The 1765-nt window shown below is 70.5% G+C and carries 2 protein-coding genes and 1 pseudogene; all 3 read left to right on the top strand.

Features of this window, described 5'->3' with window-relative positions; genetic code table 11:
- Window positions 1-164: 164 nt before the first annotated feature.
- Window positions 165-350 carry a hypothetical protein gene (locus ACFWWU_RS37120; protein WP_384153582.1) on the top strand — a complete coding sequence of 62 codons (186 nt, stop codon included), beginning with the start codon at window positions 165-167 and terminating at the stop codon, window positions 348-350.
- A 100-nt stretch (window positions 351-450) separates the two neighbouring features.
- The gene (locus tag ACFWWU_RS37115; protein ID WP_384153579.1) at window positions 451-1371 is read left to right on the top strand and encodes a 1,4-dihydroxy-2-naphthoyl-CoA synthase; all 921 of its coding nucleotides are present in this window, start codon (window positions 451-453) and stop codon (window positions 1369-1371) included.
- A 43-nt stretch (window positions 1372-1414) separates the two neighbouring features.
- Window positions 1415-1765: pseudogene (locus tag ACFWWU_RS37110) on the top strand (hypothetical protein); the annotation flags it as partial.

The following is a 1765-nucleotide window of genomic DNA, read 5'->3' as shown; positions in this document are numbered from 1 at the left end:
GCCGCGGAACCGCGTCACGAGGGGGAGGGCCACGACTCTGGCGGTGGCGAGCAGTTCGTTCGGCTCGGGCAGCATGTGCCCAGTCTCGCACCCCTGGCCGCAGAGATGCGGACTGCCAGGGTGAACGCCCGGAGGGGTAAGGTGAACGCCCACAGGAGGTGCACATGGACGGACTGCAGCAACTCGGCATCGAGGGCGTCGACGTGCCCGAGGAACCGGTCGCGAGGAACGTGCTCATCGGGGTCGGGGGAGTGCTGCTCGTCATCGCCGCGCTGATCCCGATCACCGCAGCGGTCATCACGGTCGTGGTCGTCGTCTCGAGCTACGGCGGCGCGATGCTCGGCCTCTGACGAGGGGCGCGCCGCTCGTGCTGCGGACACCGCAGAAGAGGCTTGGGTCCTTGGGGAGTGCAGCCGCCGAGTCCTGATCCTTGCGGAATAGGCTTGGGGTATGAGCGCCGAGGTGTCTGACCTGTTCGATGCGAGCGAGTGGACCGACGCGGCATCCGCGGTCGGATTCACCGACATCACGTATCACCACTCGAAGGACGGCCGCATCGCGCGCATCGCGTTCCACCGGCCCGAGGTGCGCAACGCCTTCCGGCCGCACACGGTCGACGAGCTCTACCGCGCCCTCGAAGACGCGCGAACGAACCCGCGCATCGGCGTGGTGCTGCTGACCGGCAACGGGCCGAGTGCGAAAGACGGCGGCTGGGCGTTCTGCTCGGGCGGCGACCAGCGCATTCGCGGGCGCGACGGCTACCAGTACTCGGCCGACGAGACCGAGGTCGTCCGTGACCCCGCCGCCGCGGCGGGCACGGGGCGCCTCCACATCCTCGAGGTGCAGCGGCTCATCCGCTTCATGCCGAAGGTCGTCATCGCGGTCGTGCCGGGCTGGGCGGCGGGCGGCGGCCACTCGCTGCATGTCGTCTGCGACCTGACCATCGCGAGCCGCGAGCACGGCCGCTTCAAGCAGACCGACGCCGACGTCGGCAGTTTCGACGCCGGCTACGGCAGCGCGTACTTCGCCCGGCAGATCGGGCAGAAGTTCGCCCGCGAGGTGTTCTTCCTCGCCGAGGAGTACTCGGCCGAGCGCGCCTACGAGATGGGCGCCGTGAACCGGGTCGTGCCGCACGCCGAGCTCGAGCGCGAGGCCATCGAGATGGCGCGCACGATCCTCACGAAGTCGCCGACCGCCGTGCGCATGCTGAAGTTCGCGTTCAACGCGGTCGACGACGGCATGGTCGGCCAGCAGGTCTTCGCCGGCGAGGCGACGCGTCTCGCCTACGGCACCGACGAGGCCGTCGAGGGCCGCGACGCCTTCCTCGAGAAGCGCGACCCCGACTGGGGCCCGTACCCGTGGCACTACTGATGCCGGTTACGGGTCACCGGTTCAGGCGGTGCGGGTGGCACCCGTGAAACCGCTCATCAGAGTTGCAGCCGGTGACACCTCGGCGCTGATCGCCCAGCTTCGGCAGGCCGTGCTCTTCGACGAGGCGGCGCTCGCGGTGCTGCCGGTCGCCGGCGACTCCGAGCCATCCGGCGGCGACCTCATCGCCGCGCATGTGCCTCGCGACGTCGCCGTCGTCGTCGAGACGAGCGGGTCGACGGATGTCCCGAAGCGCGTGATGCTCTCGGCGGCCGCGCTCCGAGCGAGCGCGGGGGCGACCGAGCAGTGGTTCGGCGGGCAGCACGGCCAGTGGCTGCTCGCGCTGCCGGCGACCTACATCGCGGGCGTGCAGGTGCTCGTGCGATCGATCCTCGCG

The organism is Streptomyces sp. NPDC058650 (assembly GCF_042717315.1).
Lineage (GTDB): Bacteria > Actinomycetota > Actinomycetes > Streptomycetales > Streptomycetaceae > Streptomyces.
This window is presented reverse-complemented; position numbering and strand designations above follow the sequence as displayed.